Source organism: Rhizosphaericola mali, assembly GCF_004337365.2.
Taxonomy (GTDB): domain Bacteria; phylum Bacteroidota; class Bacteroidia; order Chitinophagales; family Chitinophagaceae; genus Rhizosphaericola; species Rhizosphaericola mali.
This window is the reverse complement of the sequence record NZ_CP044016.1, coordinates 3,926,379-3,943,431: the sequence shown is the minus strand read 5'-3', so window position 1 is coordinate 3,943,431 and position 17,053 is coordinate 3,926,379. Positions and strand designations below refer to the sequence as shown.

The following is a 17,053-nucleotide window of genomic DNA, read 5'->3' as shown; positions in this document are numbered from 1 at the left end:
ATAGTTCTAATTATCGAATAATCTAGTAACTCAAATGTATAAAAATATTAGGGTTAAATAGAAATTTTGGTATAATTGGCTAAGAAAAGAAACATTTTAAGGAGAATATTGGAAATAAAAAAAGAGATAACTAATTGATTATTATTTGTTATCTCTTTGTGGTGCGAGGCGGGATCGAACCGTCGACACAAGGATTTTCAGTCCTTTGCTCTACCTACTGAGCTACCGCACCATTCCTGAATGGGCTGCAAATATAGGAGCAGTTTTTTACTTAACAAAATTTTTAAGTAAAAAACTGAAAAATAATTTTAGCCTATCAATTCTGCTATGCCATTCCAAAGATGATTGCGCATTTCTAAAGATTTAATACTCATTTCAATCGCTTCATCCCATTTTTTCTCATCTTCTCCGCAAAGGCGTTCGACCATTTGCTTGCCCAAAATACTATGTTCGTCCCCGTCTACTTCGATATGTCGTTCTAGATAATATTTGAAAATGGATAATTTTTCAGGATTGGTAGAGGATAATTCACGTACGATACTGATGAACATATCAGGAATTAGATCTTCTCGCCCGAATGTAAATACAGCAGCTTTGATATGCAATGAAGCATTTAAAACCACATCAAATGTGAATTGTAAGAAGTCTTTTACAAATTGTGGTAATTCACTTTTTTCAATAACTTCCAATATATTATTATTTGCGATAGCGTTTTGTACGAAATTTTCAATGGAGGTAGTTTGACTTCCCATTTCATGCATTGCATCCAAATATAATTCAAAATGGCTACATCTATTTCCATGTTCGTCCACATCACTTTCTTCCCCAGTTACAATCTCATTAATCAAATAACGTGTTGTAGGATCTCCCACTGGATACCAAGGCAAACTTGTACAAGTCAATGCAAGTTGTAAAGATTTAAGCAAACTCATAAAATCCCAAACCGCATACACATGATATTCTGTAAATAATCGCAATGCTTCGAGGCTTTGAATCTTATGATAAAGAGGATGATCGATCAATTTTTGTTTAATTGGTTGTAGGGCAATGTCCAATTGATCCAAATGTGTTTCTATTTTTTCCATCTTGATGTAAATTAAAAACGGAGGATTGTGTATCCTCCGTAATATTGAATATGATTAAAATTCACAATTTTTTGGTGTGCGGGCAAATGGAATCACGTCGCGTATATTGGTCATACCTGTGACAAACAATACCATTCTTTCAAATCCTAAACCAAATCCACTATGTGGTACGCTACCAAATCTGCGTGTATCCAAATAGAATTCCATTTCGTGCGAAGGAATTCCTACCTCAGCCATTCTTGCTAACAAAAGATCCAATCTTTCTTCACGTTGAGAACCTCCAACGATCTCACCGATGCCTGGAGCAAGAATGTCCATCGCTGCAACGGTTTTTCCATCATCATTTTGACGCATATAAAATGCTTTGATGTCTTTCGGATAACCGGTTACGATGACAGGTTTTTTGAAATGTTTTTCCACCAAATAACGTTCGTGTTCACTTTGAAGATCAATACCCCAACTTACATCGTATTTGAATTTCTTCTTTTTGTATGCAGGAGACGCTAACAATATTTCAATCGCTTCCGTATAGGTGATTCTTTCAAATTTATTATTCAAAACGATCTGTAATTTTTCAATCAATCCAAATTCATTTCGTTTATCCATTGGAAGAGATTTTTCCTCTTCTTTCAATCGATTATCCAAAAACGCAAGATCATCTGCATTGTGTTCCATTACATATTTAATCAAATATTGGATAAACTCTTCCGCCAAATCCATATTGTCATAAATATCATTGAATGCCATTTCTGGTTCAATCATCCAAAATTCAGCAAGATGTCTTGTTGTATTAGAATTTTCCGCTCTAAATGTTGGTCCGAATGTATAAATTTCACCTAATGCAGTGGCACCCAATTCACCTTCCAATTGACCACTTACCGTCAGATTAGTACTTTTTCCAAAGAAATCTTGTGTATAATCAATGCTGCCATCTTCCTTTTTAGGAGCATTTTCTAAAGGCAAAGTGGTTACTCTAAACATTTCGCCAGCACCTTCCGCATCACTTGACGTAACGATTGGTGTATGCAAATACACAAATCCTTTTTCATTAAAAAATTGATGAACTGCAAATGCCAAGGCATGTCTAATCCTAAATACGGAGCTGAATGTTTGCGTTCTAAATCTTAAATGTGCGATCTCTCTCAAAAATTCCAAGCTGTGTTTTTTGGGTTGCAATGGATATTTTTCAGGATCAGAATCTCCTAATATTTCGATGGTCGTAGCATTTAATTCTACTTTTTGACCTTTTCCAAGAGAGGCAACCAATTTTCCTTGTGCTTTGATAGATGCGCCAGTCGTGATTCTTTTCAATAAAGCATCATCTACCAACCCAAGCGGCACGACAACTTGTAGATTATTGATCGTACTTCCGTCATTTAACGCTACAAACTGATTATTACGGAAGGTACGTACCCATCCCATTACTGTATACTCTTGTGTCTCGCTAGGCGCCAACTCTAGAAGCGCCTTGATTTTGGTCCGCTTGTTGAACATTTTTAAATATTTTCGGAAAAAATGATATTTTTAAGGTCGACAAAGATATAAATTAATTTGTTTGCATATCTTTAAACAAATGTTGACTAAATTGTAAATCGCAAAATAACACCGTAACTGTTAAACGTTTAAAGATTTTTTCAAAAAAAATATACGAAATAAATAAAAAGATGTACTATTGCACGAGGAAAACTTGCATTCCTAATGCCTAGCCAGCAGCATTTGATGCTTTATCGTTTTCTTATCATTCAATTTCAACTAATATTTATTTCTTCTTTTTATTTATAATTTTTTTAAATTTTAAGTAATTGGCTAGTTATTCGATAGCCCAATTTCATTACCACATTTCTTTATGTACGATATACTACAGTTAAACAGTATGCGTGTGACCGAGTTAAGAAAGCTCGCAGCGCAAATGGAACTAAAAGACGAAGTCAAAGGTGCTGACAAGCAAGAATTAATTTATAAAATTTTAGACAAACAAGCTGTTATGGCTAGTGAAAAAAAACCAAACGTAGAGACCGAATCTACTACGCCTACCAAAAAGAAAAGGACAACTAAAGCGAAAGCGACTGCTAAAACAACAGAAATTGTTGCAGAGCCGGTAGATGTAGAAGTTGAAGAGCCTATTGAAATTGAAAAAACGGACGATCCTGAGGCCGATGCGAAAGCTGATACACCTAAATTAAGACCTCGCAAATTGGTTAAAAGGAAAAAATCAGATGATCATGTTGAGGAAAGTGAAATAGTAAATGTTAATCCTGAACCAGAAAATACAAACGAAGAAAATGAAGAAATCTTAGAAGGGCTTATTCCTGATAGTGAACTTCCAACCATACCTCAAGCATTTATGGATTTGTTGAAAGACGATTCTATGGATATTAAAGGAGATCCTTTAGAAGGTGAAAATTTTGACTTGGCAAACGGTTCTTTTTTTGATGATGAGGAAGAAGAAGAAGATATCCAAGAGGAAGTTGCACCACAAGAGATTGTAAGACAACAACCTAAACCACTAACCAAAAAAGAAGTTGCTTTCAATCAAGAATTTGAAGGATCTATTTTAGGTGAAGGTGTTTTGGAAATGATGCCTGACGGTTATGGATTTTTAAGATCTTCTGATTATAATTATTTATCCTCTCCAGATGATGTATACGTATCTCCATCTCAGATCAAATTGTTTGGTTTGAAAACGGGTGATACCGTTTACGGAAGTGTACGTCCTCCCAAAGATGGTGAAAAATATTTTGCATTATTAAAAGTGGAACAGATTAATGGCAAACGTCCAGATGAAGTACGTGACCGCGTACCATTTGACTATTTGACTCCATTGTTCCCATTTGAAAAATTAAATCTAGCAACCTCTCCTACACAATACAGTACGAGAATTATGGATTTATTTACCCCAATCGGTAAAGGCCAACGTGGATTGATCGTTGCACAGCCAAAAGTAGGTAAGACCGTTTTGTTAAAAGAAGTTGCAAATGCAATCGCTACCAATCATCCAGAATGTTATTTGATGGTGGTGTTGATCGATGAACGTCCAGAGGAAGTTACCGATATGGAACGTAGCGTAAAAGCAGAAGTAATTGCTTCTACATTTGACGAGCCTGCAGATAAGCATGTTAAAGTGTCTGCGATTGCTTTACAAAAAGCAAAACGTTTGGTGGAATGTGGTCATGATGTTGTTATCCTTTTGGATAGTATTACACGTTTGGCACGTGCACACAACACTGTAGCTCCAGCTTCTGGTAAAGTATTATCAGGTGGTGTGGAAGCCAATGCGATGCAAAAACCTAAACAATTCTTTGGCGCAGCGCGTAAGATTGAAAATGGTGGTTCATTAACGATTTTAGCTACTGCATTAATTGATACTGGTTCTAAAATGGACGAAGTGATCTTCGAAGAATTCAAAGGAACTGGTAATATGGAATTAGCTTTGGATCGTCGTTTGGCTAATAAACGTATCTATCCAGCAATTGATTTAGTTTCCTCTTCTACTCGTAGAGATGATTTATTGTTAGACCGTGAAGTATTGACTAGAATGAATGTTTTACGCGTTTATTTAAGTGATATGAAAACTGAAGAAGCCATGAATGATCTTTTACGTAAAATGCGCGGAACCAAAAATAACGAAGAGTTTTTGGCTAGTATGAACGGATAAGATGTATTTTTGGATATTATGGAAAAGGTGATGCAATTGCATCACCTTTTTTGTTATTTTACTATTGTAAAAATTTATTATTTCTACCCATTGTGCATTTAGGTAATATTAATTTTTAGATTGTTTAGATTTCGCTTAAAAACGGTTTTGTTTAAGAATTGTATGATAGTAGTGGCGGTTATTTTGTTCAGTATTCTAGTTTTGAATCCATTAAAAGATTTAGCGAAATTTCTTTGAATCATAAACTGTCCACATTGTTGAGAGAAAAAAGTTTCGATTCTTTTCCTAGTTTTTCTGATGATATGCGGCTGAGTATTATAGTTGTGTTGGTTGGTTCTCATGGGTACTTCCAACTGAATGTTCACCTGTCTAAACAGATCCAGTTGTTGAGTATTAGTAATGTATCCTTTGTCACCAATGATAGTACAGTCTTGCATTTCTGCTTGTACATCCTTCAAAAAATGAACATCATGTACCGCACCACAAGTCATATCAAAATGTTGTACTACACTGCCGGCAGAAATGATAGAATGGATCTTGTATCCGTAAAACCAACGATTCTGTGAAGCTCAGAAACCTTTGGATAGAGCAGTTTCGAATTCTTCTTTGCAAATCGTTGAACGACCAACCCTCGACATTTTGCAAATATTCAAGGGCATACTGTCTACAACAAAAAAACACTCACCGTCATTGAGTACACCCGCAATGTGCTGGCAGACTTGTTCTGTCAAAGCAAATAACATCTTTCTTCTTCTATTGAATACGGATCTATCAATTTTAAACTCTAAAATTGTGCCTTTTAACATCCTAAACAATGGATTTTCAGAGTCTATACTCATAAACTCTGCCGTTAATGCTAATGCGATGCATTCCATATTCGATAGTTTAGGATGGCGAATCTGCAAATAGGGCTGGTAGTTGATTGGAAAAGACGCTAAGGTTTTAAGAATTATTTCGTAGTTTTGAATGAGATGGTTCATTGTATTTAATATAATGATAATCAATTAAATATACAACCTTTTGTTGAAAAATGAACCATCTTTTTCTTGATTTTTCCCTAAATGCACAACGGGTTATTTCTATGAGATTTTTGTTCCGATTGGGCTGGATACAAATCCTTTTATTGCATTGCAATTGTCATAATTCAAATAATAATGTACAAAATGAGAGCGATACGACCTTATGTGAAATAGAAAGTAATCTCCATGAAAAATTCCTGGATGTAGTGAATTATGGAATAATTATTCATGGAGATACTTCTATTGTGAACTATAAAACGATTGCTCCCAAAGAAAATCTTTCCCATATAAAAAATATAATGTGGAATATAAACAAACCTATTGGTCTAGTTGCCAATAATTCCGCAGTAATCGGAATGGATAAGCCAATTAATAATGGCATTGAATCAAAAATAAGTCAATTAAACTATAATGACTTTTTTCAAGACATTACTTTTCTAACGCGTAAAATTGCTACAAAACAATCATTTGATTCATTACAATATATAGACGTAAATCTTGCATTAATAAATGGTCTTTATGCGGAATTGGATTCCATCTATCAGAAAAAATTTAATAGAAAACTAAGCGAATTAAATCATTCAGAAAAGATTAAATCAATTATTTTATCTTCTACATTTGTTTCAGATATCAATCGTCTTTTTTCGACGTATCAGAGAAAGGTTACGCAATCTGGTGAGGCAAAATTGATCATTTTTTTAAAAAATGGGACGCCCCAAATTGGTGGTACACTAGGATTGGTTATTGGTAAGCGTTCCTAAAGAATTACTTAAACAATGAATCTACAACCGACATTACAAATAGATAAAATTTTACTTCGTCCTTTGGAAATAGATGATTTCGAAGAATTATATTTGGCGGCTTCTGATCCTCTCGTTTGGGAGCAACATCCCAATAAAGACCGATACAAACGAGAAGTTTTTCAATCATTCTTTGATGGAGCTATTCAAAGTAAAGGCGCATTTGCCATTATTGATACGGAGACAAATACAATAATTGGCAGTTCGCGCTATTATGATTTTGATGCAATTGAAAATTCTATTTTAATTGGTTATACTTTTTATAAAAGAGATTGCTGGGGCAAGGGCATCAATTCTAAAGTGAAAAAATTGATGTTAGATTATATATTTCAATATGTGGACAAAGTATATCTGCATGTAGGTGCAACGAATTTTCGCTCTCAAAAAGCAGTGGAAAGAATTGGAGGCATAAAATTGAAAGAAGAACAAATTGCCTATTTCGGTGAAAATCCTTCTTTCAATTTTATTTATCAAATCAAAAAAGACGATTTTATCTAATTTGAAAATCGTCTGCATCTTTTGCAAAAGGAAATCGGCTTCTAATTGCGTCTAATTTTTCCTTCTCTAATACGAATTTCTTCATTTCTTCTTGATTTTCTGCCTGATAATAAATCGTTCCTAATGGGTCGATGATCCGGCTATCTCCTGAGTGATAAATATGATTACCGTCATCGCCTATACGATTGACGCCGATGACATAGCTTTGATTTTCAATTGCTCTTGCTTGCAATAAAGTCGTCCAAGCCAATCTTCTTTTTTCTGGCCAATTAGCGACATACAAAATGGCATCGTATTCAAATGATCCTTTAGTCTCAGAGCCTTGTCTTGCCCAAACAGGAAATCTAAGATCGTAACATACTTGCAATAATATACGCCAGCCATTTACAGAAACGATCACTCGTTTATTACCAGGAGTGTAATGTTTATCCTCTTTACCATATCCAAATAAATGCCTTTTGTCATAATGAAAATGCACTTTGTTAGGCTGCATCCAGATCAAACGGTTAAAATATTGTCCATTTTCTTCGATCATGATACTGCCGGCGATAATAATTTTATATTTTGCCGCCATTTTTTCCATCCAAGCAACGGTTGGACCTGAGATAGGTTCTGCCAAACGTTCGGGAGCCATACTAAATCCAGTAGAAAACATTTCTGGTAAAATCACAACGTGTACACCAGATTCTAAAAGCTGAAATTTGTTCTCAAAATTAGAAAGATTGGCTTTTTTGTTTTCCCATACTAAATCCGATTGAATAGTCGTAATGTGTAGATCTGCCATATTCCGAATTTAGTCATAAATTTAATGCCAAATTGTTGTTTCAAAAATTAATTGAGTAACAATTACATAAATTTTACTTTAAAATATTTTTAAATGGTTCTTTTTCTCGTTTCTATCCTCACTCTTCTTGTTTTGATTACAGTTATTAAGTTACATCCATTTCTCGCCTTACTGATTACTGCCATAGGTATTGGAGTCGCTGATGGGATGTCATTGAGCGCTATACAGCTGACCATTACAAAGGGAATTGGAGATACGATTGGACCATTGATTTTGGTATTGGGATGTGGAGTAATGTTGGGAAGTATTTTGACAGAAACTGGTGCTACACAAAGAATCAGTAGTGGATTGATAAAAATATTTGGGAAAAAATATGCGAATGTCGCTATTGTAATTACGAGTTTGGTGGTTGGGATCGCACTATTTTACAATGCAGGTTTTATTGTTTTAATCCCATTGGTATTTACCATGGTACATCAATTAGATTTACCATTAACACCATTGGTTATTTCCATGGCGGCACCGTTGTCTGTTACGCATGGTTTTTTACCGCCCCATCCAGGTCCTACAACCATTGCGGTAATATTCAATGCTCCCATAGGAAAGACTTTATTGTATGGATTGATAGTTGCAATGCCCACTTTAGGAGTCGTTGGATTAATATTTCCAAAATTTTTGAAACATATTCCAGCTAATCCTCCAAAAGGATTGTTTGATTCTAAGGATTTACCGGAAGAAAAATTGCCAGGCTTTGGCATAAGTTTTTTGACGGCGCTTTGTCCAGTTATTTTGATGACTTTATCTGTAATTTTTAATAACAAAAGTGATTTTTCACCGAGTATTATTCATTTCTTTCAATTTGTTGGAGATGCCGGCAATGCGATGTTGATTTCCGTACTTTTTTCCATATTGACATTGGGTATTTTGCAAAAAAATAAAATCAGTCTGTTGATGAATTATGCTGGTAGTGGTTTGCAAGCAATTGCTTCAATTTTGCTCATTATTGCGGCAGGAGGTGCGATGAAGGAAATATTTGCCACAACCGGAATTGATAAGACAATTGTCGGTTATTTAAAAGATTTGCCAGTTTCTCCATTAATATTGGGTTGGTTGATCGCTACTGTCATTAGAATCGCTATAGGCTCGGCAACGATTGCGGGATTGACGGCTGCAGGTATTGTTGCACCGATGTTACAAGTGTCACATGTTTCACCAGAATTAATGGTGTTATCTATAGGTGCTGGTAGTTTAATGTGCTCGCATTTGAACGATACAGGTTTTTGGATGTTTAAAGAATATGTAGGCTTGTCAATTAAAGATACATTCCGCTCATGGACGATGATGGAGTCCTTGATAGGTCTTTTAGGTATTATATTTATTTTAATATTAAGTGTATTTGTGAGTTAATATTTTACAAGTAAATAATGGAAATATACAACATAGTAACTCAAGATTCATGTTAGTTTTGAATTATAAAAAATCATATAGTTATGGAATATAGACAATTAGGCGATTCTGGATTGAAAGTACCTGTGTTAAGTTTTGGTACAGCGACATTTGGTGGTGGAAATGATTTTTTCAAAGCTTGGGGCTCCACTGATGTAGCAGAAGCAACGAAAATGGTGGATTTATGTTTGGATGCAGGTGTCAATTTTTTTGATACTGCAGATGTATATTCTGATGGTTTATCCGAAGAAATTTTAGGTAAAGCAATAGTAGGAAAAAGAGATCAATTGTTATTAGCAACAAAAGCGACGTTCCCATTTGGAAATGGAGCAAATGATTACGGTTCTACACGTCTTCATTTACTTAAATCTATCGATAATAGTTTGAAAAGATTAGGAACAGATTATGTGGATGTGTATTATTTACATGGATTTGATGGAACCACAAGGGTAGAAGAGACATTACGTACGTTGGATGATATTGTTACCAGCGGAAAAGTGAGATATATCGGTTGTTCCAATTTTTCAGGTTGGCATTTGATGAAATCATTGGGTATCAGTGAAAAATATGGTTGGTCCAAATACGCAGCGCATCAAGTACATTATTCTTTGCTTTCACGTGAATTAGAATGGGAATTAATGCCTGTCGGCGAGGATCAAAAAGTAGGTTCTGTAATTTGGAGTCCTTTGTCCGCCGGCAGATTAGGAGGAAAATATACGCGTGAAAACCCAAAACCCCAAGACAGTCGTGTTGCTCAAGGTGGAGGAGAAGGTCCAATATATCCAGAAGATCAATTTTTTGACCTAATTGATTTATTGTATCAAATTGCAGAAGAGACAGGTAAATCAGTTGCGCAAGTTTCTCTAAATTGGTTATTGCAAAGGCCAACAGTATCTAGTATTATCATCGGGGCAAGAAATGAAGAACAATTAAAACAAAACCTTGGTGCCGTGGGTTGGAATCTTTCTGTTGATCAGATCCAACGTTTAGATAAAGCGAGTGAACGTCCGCCAATTTATCCCTATTGGCATCAACGTCATAATACAAAACTTAACCCAACGCCCAAATTTTATTAATTCATTTAGATATGAAAGCGAAGATTCGTCTTCGCTTTCTTTATATTTGACACATTGATAATTGAGTCAATGTATCAACATGAAAAAAATATATAGCACATTTACTATCTGCACTTCCATTTTGCTAATTTCTTGTGCACAAATCAATAAGGTAATTAAACCCACAGAAAAAACTGTTGTTGTGCCAGCTGCTGCACCGATCGGAGGCAGTACATGGAAATTGAATTATATCAGTGGTCCAAGAATAACTTTCGAAGGGCTGTATCCCAATAAAATTCCGACAATTAATTTTGATACTACTAAGTCTATTGTTACTGGAAATACGGGATGTAATACATTTAATGGTATATATGCAATAAAGGGCGATAGCTTACATTTTAAACCATTAGCAACAACGCTAATGGCTTGTATGGATGGCGGTAAAGGCGAACAGGTTTTCTTAAATATTATTGAAAAGGTGAGTAATTATAAACTGGAAAAAGATACCCTTTGGTTCAAGATGGGATCCGTAAATATGATGCGATTCATCAGACAGTAAAATAATTTAGCAAAATACTAATAATATTAGTTTTTTGAATAGAATATATTACTTTTACATTTTAGAAAGAATAAATAGATATAAAAATGAGCAATGCAGATAAATTGAAAGCCCTCAAGCTGACAATGGATAAAATAGATAAAGATTTTGGTAAAGGAAGTGTGATGATGATGAATGAAAAAGCACATACTGAAATTGAAGTAATCTCTACTGGCTCTATTGGTTTGGATACTGCTCTCGGTGTAGGTGGTTTACCTAAAGGAAGAATTATTGAAATATATGGACCAGAATCTTCTGGTAAAACGACTTTGGCTACGCACGTGATTGCAGAGGCGCAAAAGAAAGGTGGCATGTGTGCGATCGTCGATGCTGAGCATGCATTTGATAGTATCTATGCAAAAAAATTAGGTGTTGATGTCGATAATTTGTTGATTTCTCAACCAGATTATGGTGAGCAAGCATTGGAAATTGCCGACCGTTTGATTCTTTCTGGAGCTTTGGATGTTGTGGTAATTGACTCTGTGGCGGCTTTGGTTCCTAAAGGGGAATTGGAAGGTGAAATGGGTGATAGCAAAATGGGCTTGCAAGCAAGATTGATGAGCCAAGCTTTGCGTAAATTGACAGCTACAATTAGTAAAACAAATACCATCTGTATTTTCATCAATCAATTGAGAGAGAAAATTGGTGTTATGTTTGGTAATCCAGAAACTACAACGGGTGGTAACGCATTGAAATTCTATGCCTCTGTTCGTTTGGATATACGTCGTGCTGCACAGATTAAAGATGGTGATACCGTTGTCGGTAACCGTGTAAAAGTAAAAGTTGTAAAAAATAAAGTTGCACCTCCATTTAGAAGTTCTGAATTTGATATCGTCTATGGACAAGGGATCAGCAAAGTCGGTGAAATTATTGATATGGGTGTTGAATTAGGAATTGTTCAAAAAAGCGGTAGTTGGTTTAGTTACGACACAAACAAATTAGGACAGGGACGTGAAGCGGTAAAACAGCTTATCATGGACAATCCTGAATTAGCTACAGAAATCGAAGGTAAAATCCGAGTAAAATTAAATGGCACTGTTTTACCTGCGGATGAATCTATCGGCGCAATTGAAGAGGATTAGTTTTTATAGTTTATAGTAATTTTAATGGACGCAACTCATTTGAGTTGCGTTTTTGTTTCTAATTTTTGGCGAATAAAATGAGGATGCCTTTTTGTTTGGAAGAGTCTGTATTTGAATCAGAGGGATACATTTTATTGATGAATTTTATCGCATTTGGACTCGAGAGTATATTTATGTTGGGATTTTTATATACTTCTTTAGTATTTGTATTTATCCAATACGTTTCATAACCTTGCAAATTTTCCTTTTTAATATTTTCCAAAATAGCTATAATTGCAGATTGATCTTGGTCAATCACACCAGCATTACATTTTAATTCTTTGACCCTTTGATTCAAACTATCCACGGTTATTTTAATTGTTGGATTCGCTTGTGAATGAGCGAAGTGAAAGAAGAAAATTGCCATTAAAGTAAATGTAAATTTCATAGCATATAATTTTACCTTAAAGTTAATAAATGCTCACAGGATAATTTTGTTAAATTTTATTCTACATTCATCTATGAAATTGATTAGCGCAATATTTACCTGTTTTCTTACATTTTTTACTAAACCAGTGAAAAGTCAAAAGATTGAAAAGGTATATTTAAGACCTAAGGATAGTTCGACGCTATATTATTGTGCAATCGTACCAAGTGAAAAGAAATTTAATGGCATCTTAATTTTAATGCCAGAATTTGGAGAGACTCCTGAGTATGTTTTATTGCAAACAAATTTACCCAAACTTGCTGCTCAAAATCAGCTATTAACGATCATTCCCATCTTGCAAGATGGCGTGTATTCATTTGGTGTGGATCGCATAAGTCAAAACTATTTGAACAATATAATTGATTCCGTTTTAGTAAAATATCATATCTCACCATTAAAATTAATTATTGGAGGCTTTTCAATTGGAGGTAGTACCGCAATCAAATATGCGGAAACTGCAACGATAAAACCGCGTGCTGTTTTTGCAATTGATCCTCCACTAGATTTTGAAAGATTTTACAATGCCGCCAAACGATCTACTCGAATCTCCACAAACAAAATTGCAAATACAGAAAATCATTACATGATAAAAAAGTTAGAAAAATTGACAGGCGGAACACCTACATCCAAACGAATAAGTTATCAAGATTTATCTCCTTATTCGATGAGCGATACAACTCAAAAAGCTATTAAACCATTGACTAAAATTCCTATAAGAATATATTCTGAACCTGATATCTATTGGTGGATGAAAAATAGAAATATGGATGTTGCATCGTTGAATATTATTGACGGTTCGGCATGTATCAATGAATTACAATTACTAGGAAATAAAGATGCGCGATTAATTTTGACTACAGAAAAAGGTTTTAGAAATCCCAATCATTTACGTCACCCACACTCATGGAGTATTGTAGAAAATAAGAAACTCATACAATGGATAATAAAAAAAATTTAGTTGTAGTATCTTTCCCAATTTAAATGCGAAACTATGAATTGGATATTATTAATTATTGCAGGGTTATTTGAGGTTGCATTTGCCACATGTTTAGGTAAGGCGAAATCTACCATAGGAACAGAAATGTATTTGTGGTATATAGGATTTTTGGTGTCATTAATCTCCAGTATGTTATTGATGATGAAGGCAATTGAGACATTACCGATCGGAACTGCCTATGCTGTATGGACTGGAATTGGAGCTGTCGGTACTGTGGTTATTGGAATTTTTGTATTTAAGGAACCCACAACATTTTGGAGAATGTTTTTTATCATGACTTTGATTGGTTCTATTATAGGATTAAAAGCGGTTTCGCATTAATGTATTTTCTTATAGCACACTAAACACTAATTTTATACCTATAATGCCCAATAATTTTAAACTGAAATAAACAATCAGATAAGATCTGACCACTACCAATATTATGAACTATTAATGGACGACTTTTTTCCGCATTTTTCAAATGTGAGACTATACCAATATGTGTCTGTCCATTACCAAGATCCCATGTAACTATATCTCCATAATGGTAGTCGTTCGCTTTATTAGAAATGCTTACTGATGCATTTTTTCTATTAAAATAACACATTAGGTTAGGCACTCTTCTATGGTCAATATTCGTATCGGTATGTTTTAGACCCCATAGTCGCGGATATTCCGAAAAATGTTTTTTCATATCTTCATGCACTAACTTTTGTAAATCAATCCCAACGGCTCGATATGCTCTGATGATTACATCACAACATACGCCTTTATCTTTTGGTATATCTCCATTGGGATAAGAAATAGAGAAATAATTAGCATCATAGGATACATGATGAAACGTTAATTTGACAGCGGAGGCACTTAACCGATAATAGAAATCGGAGGAATCTAATTCATCATTTATTTGACTGGAATTTTTTGGTGCTTCATAATAAAATTTATCTTTTAATGATGTTGATTCTTTGCTATTGTAGCATCCTAAAAAATTTGTAAAAATCAATGGTGTAAGCAGCAGAATATGCATAATCGTAAATTTTTTTACTGAATGGGATGTATATACTGCTTATTTTCCATAGTTGGAATTGTTATTATAATCCTAAAACAAAAGGCACTGAAATTCTTTCAGTGCCTTTTGTTTTTAAGAAAAATCAAATTTATTTTGAAAATATACTTTCTAGTTGATTATCTAATTTTTTATCATCCATAAACCTATCAACGATTATTCCATTGGGATCAATGAGAATTTTTGTTGGGTAAGCACTTACATTATATAATTTTGATACGTCTTTGTCATTGCCCTTTGCATCCATTTTGCCAGCTCTTCTTAGGATATGTTTCCAAATGCCTATATTGTCTTTTTTTACGGCATTTTTCCAAGCACCAATATTATTATCATCATCGGATATACCTATAATTTCTAGACCTTTAGAATGGTATTTATTATATTGTTCTATCATATGAGGATTCCCTTCTCGACAAGGACTACACCAACTTGCCCAAAAATCTAATAATACATATTTGCCTTTATAGTCAGCTAAAGCAAGTTTTTTCCCATTTATATCTGCGTCATCTTCAAACAAGGGTGCTTTTGTTCCCGTTGTAGCAACATTAGAACTATTTAGTGAATTTAATATGTCTTTACCCATTGTACTATTCTGTATTTCTGGTCCTAAATTGTTATATATTTCTTTCACTGAATCTTGCGAAATTTCATCTATCCATCCCTTTGTATAATGAGCTGTGAAATAGCTTTTAGGATTCGCATAAATGGCATTCATCAAACTATGATAAAATTTCAATGTCCATGGATGAGCCAAACTATCATAATGTCTCGCTTCTTTTTCGAAATAAGCAATAGAATCTGCATTGTTATTTATAGTATCTTTTCTCAACAGAAACGCTTTATAATGATATGTATTTAAGGAATCATAAATAGGTCGGATTGCATTTTCATAGTCCTCATTTCCTTTATTAAATTTTGTACTAATATCATTATTAGGTGTGCCCGTTACGCTTACCTCTTTGTTATGATCATAATAACTTAATGAAATATTTCCTGGCTCTTGAAAAACATTAAACTGGATAGATCCACCATTGAAAATTCGTCCATCATCCCTTCTTAACAATTCGACTGAGGCAACACTTACCTCCCTTGCCGTATCCGTAAATTCGAATTTTCCATCCTTTAAGAAAACACTATCGGTTTTCCATCCTTGTGGTCCAGTGTGATCAATATAAGCTTTTTTTATGTCAGGAAATGTTCCCGATAAATGGTATGTAAACGCTTTTTGTGCATCTACCTGTGTAAAAATTACTGAAATAAAAATACTAGTAAATATGACATTCAAATATTTACAAGAAAAACGATTGTTCATTTTAAACATGTTTGAGTTATAAGAAAAATTTTATTTAAATATTTCTGCGAGTTGACTATAAAGAGGTGTGTCATCAGAATAACGACCAATAATCATTCCTTTAGGATCAATCAATATTTTAGTAGGAAAAGAATGTATATTGTATAGTATACATAGATCTTTAGAGTTACCATATTGATCTGCCTTATCGCGTCCTTCCAAAATATTTTTCCAAATACCAATATTATCCTTTTTGACAGCGTCCTTCCATTTACTCACTTCATTGTCATCTGCCGCAATGCCGATGATTTCAAAATTCTTGGACTTATACTGATTGTATTGTTTTATCATTTCTGGATTACCAGCTCTACATGGACCGCACCAACTTGCCCAGAAATCTAGTAATACATATTTACCACGATAATCTTTTAAAGAAACCGTCTTGCCATCTATTCCTGTTTCCGAAAACAAGGCGCCAGCCGTGCCGACTACTCCCGTTTTTTGATTAAAAAGTAATTGATATGTCTGTCTACCTATAAAAGAATTTTGGATGTTTTTTCCAAGATGACTATAAAATGCTTCTGCACTATCGCGCGAAATACTTTGTCCTTCTAATAGGTTCACAATATTGACCGCTGTATAGTAAGACTGCGGATGATCAGCAATATATTTAATCTTTAGTTTTATATATTTATCTGAATATGGCCCTAGTAATTTCTGAACTTTATGTATTTCATCTTTTAATTGGTTAGCCTCTAGAGAAGAATCCCCTTTTGACTCAAATATATAAGACAACTTCATGGATAGATTATTTAAAGAATCCACCATAGGAGCCATTGTATTAATCAAATCTCTAGCTTCTGGCTTTTTTTCAAAATTATAAGCCAAATCGTTTGATGGTGTTCCATCTGCATATATATTACTTTGCTCATCACTATTAATATTAATAGTGCCAGGTTCTATAAAAAAGTCAAAATAATCATTTCCTTTAGGACGTACAATTTTCAGACTCGCTTGTCTAGTAGAACTTAAACTTCCTTTAAATGAAAAATGCCCATTATGAACTACAACACTATCAGTAGGCATATATCCATTCGCATTTAAGGATAAATAAACTTTGGAAGCATCTTTCACATTCCCATTAATAATATATTGCTGTTGCTTTTGTGCATATATATGTAGGGTAGTGAGCAATGCCAAGCCAACTAAAAATTTTTTTTTCATTGATA

Annotated in this window: 16 protein-coding genes, 1 tRNA gene and 1 pseudogene; 9 read left to right on the top strand and 9 right to left on the bottom strand. The window is 34.2% G+C overall.

The annotated features are described in order from the left end of the window. Window positions 1–159: 159 nt before the first annotated feature. The 3 genes from E0W69_RS16850 to asnS form a co-directional block, all read right to left on the bottom strand. Window positions 160–232: transfer RNA gene (locus E0W69_RS16850), tRNA-Phe, on the bottom strand. Between the two features lie 76 nt (window positions 233–308). Then, window positions 309–1,085 carry a DUF3050 domain-containing protein gene (locus tag E0W69_RS16845; protein WP_131331202.1) on the bottom strand — a complete coding sequence of 259 codons (777 nt, stop codon included), beginning with the start codon at window positions 1,083–1,085 and terminating at the stop codon, window positions 309–311. 54 nt (window positions 1,086–1,139) lie between these two features. After that, window positions 1,140–2,579, bottom strand: a complete 1,440-nt coding sequence (asnS, locus tag E0W69_RS16840; protein ID WP_131331201.1) for an asparagine--tRNA ligase — start codon at window positions 2,577–2,579, stop codon at window positions 1,140–1,142. A gap of 352 nt (window positions 2,580–2,931) precedes the next feature. On the opposite strand from asnS, the gene rho reads away from it, so the two are divergent. Continuing rightward, window positions 2,932–4,740, top strand: coding sequence for a transcription termination factor Rho (rho, locus tag E0W69_RS16835; protein ID WP_131331200.1), 1,809 nt, complete (start codon window positions 2,932–2,934; stop codon window positions 4,738–4,740). Window positions 4,741–4,838: 98 nt separating this feature from the next. On the opposite strand, the pseudogene E0W69_RS16830 reads toward rho, so the two are convergent. Then, window positions 4,839–5,720 (bottom strand): annotated as a pseudogene (locus tag E0W69_RS16830) (IS982 family transposase). Between the two features lie 50 nt (window positions 5,721–5,770). Here E0W69_RS16830 and E0W69_RS16825 point away from each other — a divergent pair. Together E0W69_RS16825 and E0W69_RS16820 are read left to right on the top strand one after the other, a co-directional pair. Further along, window positions 5,771–6,520: a hypothetical protein gene (locus E0W69_RS16825; protein WP_131331199.1), complete on the top strand. Its 750-nt coding sequence runs from the start codon at window positions 5,771–5,773 to the stop codon at window positions 6,518–6,520. A 15-nt stretch (window positions 6,521–6,535) separates the two neighbouring features. Then, window positions 6,536–7,057 (top strand): GNAT family N-acetyltransferase, encoded by a 522-nt coding sequence (locus tag E0W69_RS16820; protein WP_131331198.1) that lies wholly within the window; start codon window positions 6,536–6,538, stop codon window positions 7,055–7,057. Here E0W69_RS16820 and E0W69_RS16815 read toward each other — a convergent pair. Further along, complete coding sequence (locus E0W69_RS16815) at window positions 7,050–7,841, bottom strand: amidohydrolase (RefSeq protein ID WP_131331197.1); 792 nt, start codon at window positions 7,839–7,841, stop codon at window positions 7,050–7,052. The two genes, E0W69_RS16820 and E0W69_RS16815, sit on opposite strands and share 8 nt — an antisense overlap. Before the next feature lie 93 nt (window positions 7,842–7,934). On the opposite strand from E0W69_RS16815, the gene E0W69_RS16810 reads away from it, so the two are divergent. The 4 genes from E0W69_RS16810 (at window position 7,935) to recA (ending at window position 12,022) form a co-directional block, all read left to right on the top strand. After that, the gene (locus E0W69_RS16810) at window positions 7,935–9,248 is read left to right on the top strand and encodes a gluconate:H+ symporter (protein WP_131331196.1); all 1,314 of its coding nucleotides are present in this window, start codon (window positions 7,935–7,937) and stop codon (window positions 9,246–9,248) included. 83 nt (window positions 9,249–9,331) lie between these two features. Further along, a complete protein-coding gene (locus E0W69_RS16805; RefSeq protein WP_131331195.1) occupies window positions 9,332–10,363 on the top strand; it encodes an aldo/keto reductase in 1,032 nt (343 codons plus the stop codon). A 79-nt stretch (window positions 10,364–10,442) separates the two neighbouring features. Next, window positions 10,443–10,901 carry an META domain-containing protein gene (locus E0W69_RS16800; protein ID WP_131331194.1) on the top strand — a complete coding sequence of 153 codons (459 nt, stop codon included), beginning with the start codon at window positions 10,443–10,445 and terminating at the stop codon, window positions 10,899–10,901. Window positions 10,902–10,987: 86 nt separating this feature from the next. Beyond that, window positions 10,988–12,022: a recombinase RecA gene (gene recA / locus E0W69_RS16795; protein WP_131331193.1), complete on the top strand. Its 1,035-nt coding sequence runs from the start codon at window positions 10,988–10,990 to the stop codon at window positions 12,020–12,022. Between the two features lie 58 nt (window positions 12,023–12,080). Here recA and E0W69_RS16790 read toward each other — a convergent pair whose 3' ends face one another. Further along, complete coding sequence (locus tag E0W69_RS16790; RefSeq protein ID WP_131331192.1) at window positions 12,081–12,449, bottom strand: hypothetical protein; 369 nt, start codon at window positions 12,447–12,449, stop codon at window positions 12,081–12,083. Between the two features lie 73 nt (window positions 12,450–12,522). On the opposite strand from E0W69_RS16790, the gene E0W69_RS16785 reads away from it, so the two are divergent. After that, window positions 12,523–13,446 carry an alpha/beta hydrolase gene (locus tag E0W69_RS16785; RefSeq protein ID WP_131331191.1) on the top strand — a complete coding sequence of 308 codons (924 nt, stop codon included), beginning with the start codon at window positions 12,523–12,525 and terminating at the stop codon, window positions 13,444–13,446. Window positions 13,447–13,479: 33 nt separating this feature from the next. Then, window positions 13,480–13,806, top strand: coding sequence for a DMT family transporter (locus E0W69_RS16780; RefSeq protein ID WP_131331190.1), 327 nt, complete (start codon window positions 13,480–13,482; stop codon window positions 13,804–13,806). A gap of 19 nt (window positions 13,807–13,825) precedes the next feature. Here E0W69_RS16780 and E0W69_RS16775 read toward each other — a convergent pair whose 3' ends face one another. The 3 genes from E0W69_RS16775 to E0W69_RS16765 all read right to left on the bottom strand — a co-directional run bounded on the left by E0W69_RS16775 (window position 13,826) and on the right by E0W69_RS16765 (window position 17,048). Beyond that, on the bottom strand, window positions 13,826–14,494 hold the full coding sequence (locus E0W69_RS16775; RefSeq protein ID WP_131331189.1) for a DUF1287 domain-containing protein: 669 nt from the start codon (window positions 14,492–14,494) through the stop codon (window positions 13,826–13,828). A 130-nt stretch (window positions 14,495–14,624) separates the two neighbouring features. Continuing rightward, on the bottom strand, window positions 14,625–15,845 hold the full coding sequence (locus E0W69_RS16770) for a TlpA disulfide reductase family protein (RefSeq protein WP_191967891.1): 1,221 nt from the start codon (window positions 15,843–15,845) through the stop codon (window positions 14,625–14,627). Between the two features lie 30 nt (window positions 15,846–15,875). Next, the gene (locus E0W69_RS16765) at window positions 15,876–17,048 is read right to left on the bottom strand and encodes a TlpA disulfide reductase family protein (RefSeq protein ID WP_131331187.1); all 1,173 of its coding nucleotides are present in this window, start codon (window positions 17,046–17,048) and stop codon (window positions 15,876–15,878) included. Window positions 17,049–17,053: the final 5 nt, after the last annotated feature.

Bases quoted from the DNA above. Each gene is read 5' to 3' on its own strand.
- E0W69_RS16845 (WP_131331202.1), bottom strand. From the start codon at position 1,085: ATGGAAAAAATAGAAACACATTTGGATCAATTGGACATTGCCCTACAA.
- asnS (WP_131331201.1), bottom strand. From the start codon at position 2,579: ATGTTCAACAAGCGGACCAAAATCAAGGCGCTTCTAGAGTTGGCGCCT.
- rho (WP_131331200.1), top strand. From the start codon at position 2,932: ATGTACGATATACTACAGTTAAACAGTATGCGTGTGACCGAGTTAAGA.
- E0W69_RS16825 (WP_131331199.1), top strand. From the start codon at position 5,771: ATGAACCATCTTTTTCTTGATTTTTCCCTAAATGCACAACGGGTTATT.
- E0W69_RS16820 (WP_131331198.1), top strand. From the start codon at position 6,536: ATGAATCTACAACCGACATTACAAATAGATAAAATTTTACTTCGTCCT.
- E0W69_RS16815 (WP_131331197.1), bottom strand. From the start codon at position 7,841: ATGGCAGATCTACACATTACGACTATTCAATCGGATTTAGTATGGGAA.
- E0W69_RS16810 (WP_131331196.1), top strand. From the start codon at position 7,935: ATGGTTCTTTTTCTCGTTTCTATCCTCACTCTTCTTGTTTTGATTACA.
- E0W69_RS16805 (WP_131331195.1), top strand. From the start codon at position 9,332: ATGGAATATAGACAATTAGGCGATTCTGGATTGAAAGTACCTGTGTTA.
- E0W69_RS16800 (WP_131331194.1), top strand. From the start codon at position 10,443: ATGAAAAAAATATATAGCACATTTACTATCTGCACTTCCATTTTGCTA.
- recA (WP_131331193.1), top strand. From the start codon at position 10,988: ATGAGCAATGCAGATAAATTGAAAGCCCTCAAGCTGACAATGGATAAA.
- E0W69_RS16790 (WP_131331192.1), bottom strand. From the start codon at position 12,449: ATGAAATTTACATTTACTTTAATGGCAATTTTCTTCTTTCACTTCGCT.
- E0W69_RS16785 (WP_131331191.1), top strand. From the start codon at position 12,523: ATGAAATTGATTAGCGCAATATTTACCTGTTTTCTTACATTTTTTACT.
- E0W69_RS16780 (WP_131331190.1), top strand. From the start codon at position 13,480: ATGAATTGGATATTATTAATTATTGCAGGGTTATTTGAGGTTGCATTT.
- E0W69_RS16775 (WP_131331189.1), bottom strand. From the start codon at position 14,494: ATGCATATTCTGCTGCTTACACCATTGATTTTTACAAATTTTTTAGGA.
- E0W69_RS16770 (WP_191967891.1), bottom strand. From the start codon at position 15,845: ATGAACAATCGTTTTTCTTGTAAATATTTGAATGTCATATTTACTAGT.
- E0W69_RS16765 (WP_131331187.1), bottom strand. From the start codon at position 17,048: ATGAAAAAAAAATTTTTAGTTGGCTTGGCATTGCTCACTACCCTACAT.